General features: G+C 77.0%; 6 protein-coding genes. 3 read left to right on the forward strand and 3 right to left on the reverse strand.

Features of this window, described 5'->3' with window-relative positions:
• The first annotated feature begins 361 nt into the window (after positions 1-361).
• A complete protein-coding gene (locus ABEB16_RS16675; RefSeq protein WP_345713348.1) occupies positions 362-607 on the forward strand; it encodes a DUF2630 family protein in 246 nt (81 codons plus the stop codon).
• A gap of 27 nt (positions 608-634) precedes the next feature.
• Complete coding sequence (locus ABEB16_RS16680; protein WP_345713349.1) at positions 635-994, forward strand: YciI family protein; 360 nt, start codon at positions 635-637, stop codon at positions 992-994.
• 37 nt (positions 995-1,031) lie between these two features.
• Here the strand turns inward: ABEB16_RS16680 and ABEB16_RS16685 are convergent, their stop codons facing one another.
• Positions 1,032-2,069 carry a cation diffusion facilitator family transporter gene (locus ABEB16_RS16685; RefSeq protein ID WP_345713350.1) on the reverse strand — a complete coding sequence of 346 codons (1,038 nt, stop codon included), beginning with the start codon at positions 2,067-2,069 and terminating at the stop codon, positions 1,032-1,034.
• An 81-nt stretch (positions 2,070-2,150) separates the two neighbouring features.
• Entirely contained in the window at positions 2,151-2,915 is a 765-nt protein-coding gene (locus ABEB16_RS16690) for an endonuclease/exonuclease/phosphatase family protein (RefSeq protein WP_345713351.1), read from the reverse strand.
• 74 nt (positions 2,916-2,989) lie between these two features.
• Between ABEB16_RS16690 and ABEB16_RS16695 the strand changes: the two genes are divergently transcribed.
• On the forward strand, positions 2,990-3,568 hold the full coding sequence (locus ABEB16_RS16695) for a nucleotidyltransferase family protein (protein ID WP_345713352.1): 579 nt from the start codon (positions 2,990-2,992) through the stop codon (positions 3,566-3,568).
• A gap of 30 nt (positions 3,569-3,598) precedes the next feature.
• Here ABEB16_RS16695 and ABEB16_RS16700 read toward each other — a convergent pair whose 3' ends face one another.
• Positions 3,599-4,459: a universal stress protein gene (locus tag ABEB16_RS16700; protein WP_345713353.1), complete on the reverse strand. Its 861-nt coding sequence runs from the start codon at positions 4,457-4,459 to the stop codon at positions 3,599-3,601.
• Positions 4,460-4,525: the final 66 nt, after the last annotated feature.

A 4,525-nucleotide genomic window follows, 5' to 3' on the forward strand; every position in this document is an offset into this window, starting at 1 on the left:
GCGGCCACGGCCGAGCTCGCCGGGACGCGGCCCTCGGCCACCCCCCACGCGCCGTGGACGCCGCCGGCGAGGAGCAGCAACCCGGCCAGGGCACCGGTGCAGCGCCGCGCCGGCACCACGCCCGCTCGCCGTCCGCGCACCGCCCCGCACCCCCGTCCGAGGCGCCCCGGCGGCTGCCTCCCCAGAAGGCATCGACAGGGCCGGGCCGACACCTGAGACCCCGCGTGCGGGCCGGTGCGGGCCGGTGCGCGGGTCGGTGGCGGCGGGCACGACCTGCCGCGGCGGCCCGGACGCCCTAGCGTGCTGCGCAGGCGCCGGCCCGCCGCCCGGCGGGCGCGCACCCGACGACAGGGAGGTCCCCGTGGACGACAGGCAGCTCCTCCAGCGCATCCAGGAACTCGTCGACACCGAGCACCGGCTCCGCGAGCAGCTCGCGGAGGGCCGGATCGAGGAGGCCGAGGAGCGCGAGCGGCTGCAGCGGGCGGAGGAGGAGCTCGACCAGGCCTGGGACCTGCTGCGGCAGCGGCGGGCCCGCAAGGAGGCCGGCCTCAACCCCGACGACGCCGGCGCCCGCCCCGTCCCCGAGGTCGAGGGCTACGACCAGTAGGCCCGGCCCACGTCACCGGGGGTGGTCGTGGTTTCGCCGGAGGAGCGGTCACCGCTCCCGCAGTTCATGATCCTGGTGTACGAGCGCGAGGTGCCGGACAGCGCGGGCGCGGCCCCGCCCACCGTCCTCGAGGCCCACATGCGCCTGCCGCGGCAGATCGCCGAGACCGGCGCCCGGATCGTCGCGGGCCACGCCGTGCGACCGCCGTCGACCGGCGTCTCGATCCGGGACGGCGCCGTGTCCGGCGGTTCCCTCGTCGGCGGCGCGCAGTCGCTCGCCGGCTGCTTCGTCGTGGAGGCCTCGGACCTCGACCACGCCGTGTGGGTCGGCCGCATGGTCCCCGTCGCCGACGGCTGGATCGAGGTCCGCCCCCTCCTCGGCGCCTGAACGGGATCGCGGTCCGCGCACCGGGTCGGCGCCGCCCTCAGGGCACCAGCGACGGCTCGTCGGGCGCCGACAGGCTCAGGACCGCGCCCGCCACGGCGGGGGAGCGCACCAGCTCCGCCTCCAGGGCCCGCAACCGCACCGCGACGTCCGACTCGCGCTCGTCGCCGGCCAGGTCGACGTCACCGACGACGCTCAGCACGCGGGGACCGACGTACTCCAGGCGCAGGTACGTCACCCGGGCCACCCCCGGCATGTCCAGCAGGGTGCGCAGGGCCACCGCCCGCACCCGCGGGTCCGCCTCCTGCCCCACGATGAACTGCATGTTGCGGCGGATGAGCACCACCGCCACCACGCCCAGCAGGACGCCGACGAGGATGGAACCCACCGCGTCGGGCACCGGGGAACCGGTGAGCTGGTGGGCGAGCAGGGCCGCGGCGGCGATGACCAGCCCGGCGAGGGCGGCGGCGTCCTCGAAGAACACCGCCCGCAGCGTGGGGTCCGACGTGGCCAGGACGTGGTCCAGGACGTCGCGCTCCAGCCGCCCCGCCTCGGCGTGCGCCTGCCGCAGCGACTGCAGGAACGAGATGCCCTCCAGCACGAACGCCACGCCCAGCACGAGGTAGCCGACGAGGTAGGAGCCGGCCTCCTCCGGCTCCAGCAGCGACTGCACGCCGTGGGTGACGGAGACGGCCGCGCCCGCGGCGAACAGCCCCAGGGCCGCGAACATCGACCACACGTACACCGCGCGGCCGTACCCCCAGGGGTGGGAGTCGTCGGCCGGGCGCGCCCCGCGCCGGTGCGCGATGACGAGGAACACCTCGTTGCCGGCGTCCGCCCAGGAGTGCGCCGCCTCGGCGACCATCGCGGCGGACCCGGTGACGAGCGCGGCCACCGACTTCGCCACCGCGACGAGCAGGTTGGCACCGAAGGCCAGCAGGACCGTCAGGCCGCTCTCCCCGCCCTGCGGGCCGGGCAGCTCGTGCAGGCGCCGGCGGGTTCCGCCGCGGAAGCGGCGGGCGTCGGTGGCCCCGTGGGCGCTCAGGGGTGTCGGGGGCGGGGTCGCCGGCTGCTGCATGCCGCCGTTGGTAGCACGGGACGCCCGCACCGGCGATCCGTGCCCGGCCCCCGCCGGCGGTGCCGCCGGACCGGGCGGGGCTCAGCGCAGGTCCACCACCAGGGGGCGGTGGTCCGACATCGGCGCCTCGGGTGCGCTGACGGAGACCACCTCGCCGACGTCGCCGCGCGCCAGCACGTGGTCGAGCTGGCGCACGGGCGCCTCGGCGGGGAACGTCGGCGCGTGCGCCAGGGGGCGCAGGCCGCTGGTGCGCACCGAGGCGTCGGTCTCCATGTTGAGGTCGCCGGTCAGCAGCAGCGGTTCGGGGCAGCAGCTGGACAGCGCCCGCACGAGGCGGCGCAGCTGCCAGGTGTTCCAGCGCGGCACGAACGACAGGTGCGTCGTCACCACCGTCAGCGGCCCCTGCGGGCCGTCCACGACGGCGGCCACCGCCACCCGGGGTTCGTCCTGCGCCAGCACCGGCCAGCGCCGGCCGGAGAACCGCACGGGCATCCGGGTGGGCGGGGCCGGCAACCGGATCGTCTCCCAGGAGTGCACGGGCAACCGGGACAGCAGCGCGATGCCGTAGGAGGCGGAACCGGGCTGCTCGTCGCCGGTCGCGGCCATCCACGTCGCCCCCGGCGTACCGGCCAGGGCGGCGACGAACTGGTGCTCGGGGGCCCCCATCGCCTCCGCGGCCACCGCGGTGAGGTCGGCGCCGAAGGAACGCGGCTGGTCGCGGTCGACCTCCTGCAGACCCAGGACGTCGGCGTCCAGCGCCTTCACCGCCGCCGCGAACCGGTCGAGGTCCACCCGCCCGTCCACCGGGGAGCGCCCGTGCAGGATGTTGAACGTCGCCACGCGCACGGGGCCAGTGTGCCCCGCGGTGCGCGCCCGCGCCTCGCCGAGCGCCACCACCGCCCCTCGGCGAGGATGGGCGGGTGACCCAGCTCGAACAGGTGGTGCAGGAGCGCAGGTTGCTGCGCGAGGCGCTCAAGCGCACCGCCGTGGCGCTCAAGCGCAGCGAGGTCGACTTCTGCCTGTGCGGCGGGTACGCGGCGTGGGCGCGGGGCGGGCCGGAGTCGGAGCACGACGTGGACTTCCTCATCGCCGAGGACGACGTCGACCGGGCGATCGAGGTGCTGCGCGAGGCCGGCCTGGAGGTGGAGCGGCCCCCGGAGGACTGGCTGTTCAAGGTGTGGACCGACGGCGTGTTCGTCGACGTGCTCTTCCGCCTCGCGGGGGTCCCGGTGAGCCGGGAGATGGCCCGGCAGGCCGACGAGCTGGAGGTCCTGTCGGTGCGGATGCCGGTGCTGCGCGCCACCGAGCTGTTCTCCTCCAAGCTCCTCGCGCTGTCGGAGCACTTCTGCAACTACTCCAGGCTGCTGCCGGCGGCGCGCGCCCTGCGCGAGCAGGTCGACTGGGAGCGGGTGCGCGCCGAGGTGGGGCAGCACCCCTACGCCGACGCCTTCCTCTACCTGCTGCAGCGCCTGGAGGTCGTGCCCCCGCAGGCGGCGTGAGCGCCCGCGGGGGTCCGCTGCCGCTGCGCCTCAAGAACTCTGCGGCCCCACGAGCTCGGCGCGGTCGGCGGGCAGCGTGAGGGTGCGGTAGCCGCCCGGCCGCTGGTACTGCGGGGGTACGACGACGACGGGGGCGCGCAGCGTGCGCACCGGCACGTCGTGCAGCGCGACGCGGCCCACGACGACGAGGTCGCCGGGCACCGCCCGGTGCTGCAGCACGTCCCGCAGCCGCCCCTCGGCGAGCCCGCCGGGCGCCGGGTGGCGCAGCACCGCGGCCAGGGCGGCGGCGGTGCGCTCGTGGCGGACCCGCGCGTCCCGGAGCGCGAACTCCCGCTCGGTGTCCTGGTCGAGGGTGAGCACCGGGTCCACGCCCCACGCCGTGACCACCCGCGCGCGCAACCGGGCCGCGGCCGCGTACCCGGCGGCCCACTCCCCCACCCCGGCGTCCACGTCGCCCATGACGAGCAGCTGCCGCAGCGGGCCGGCCTCGGCCGCGGGCCCCACCACGAGCAGCGGGCACGGGCAGCGGCGCACCGCCTCCCGCAGCACGCGCCCGGCACCGAAACCGATGGCACCCAGCCGCCGGCCGGCGCCCAGCACGAGCAGCGGCGCGGTGGCCGCGACGTCCAGCAGCGCCGCGGCCGGCTCGCCCTGGCTGACGATCGCGAACACGTCGGGGAAGCGGCCGGGCAGCTGCTCGCGCTCCTGCGCCAGCGCCGCGCGCAACGACCCGGAGGGCCCCGTGAGGTGGCCGCCCGGCATCCGCGGGAACGCCAGGACGTTCGGGGGGTCGACGGCGACGACCTCGACCCCCGCACCGGTGGCCGAGGCCTCGCGCAACGCCCAGTGCAGCGCCGCCCGCGACGCCTCGGACCCGGAGTACCCGACCACGATCGACGTGCTGCCCGTGCTGCCCGTGCTGCCCGTGCTGCCCGTGCTGCCCGTGCTGCCCGTGCT

Origin of the sequence: Kineococcus glutinatus (genome assembly GCF_039542765.1) — a bacterium.
GTDB lineage: Bacteria > Actinomycetota > Actinomycetes > Actinomycetales > Kineococcaceae > Kineococcus_A > Kineococcus_A glutinatus.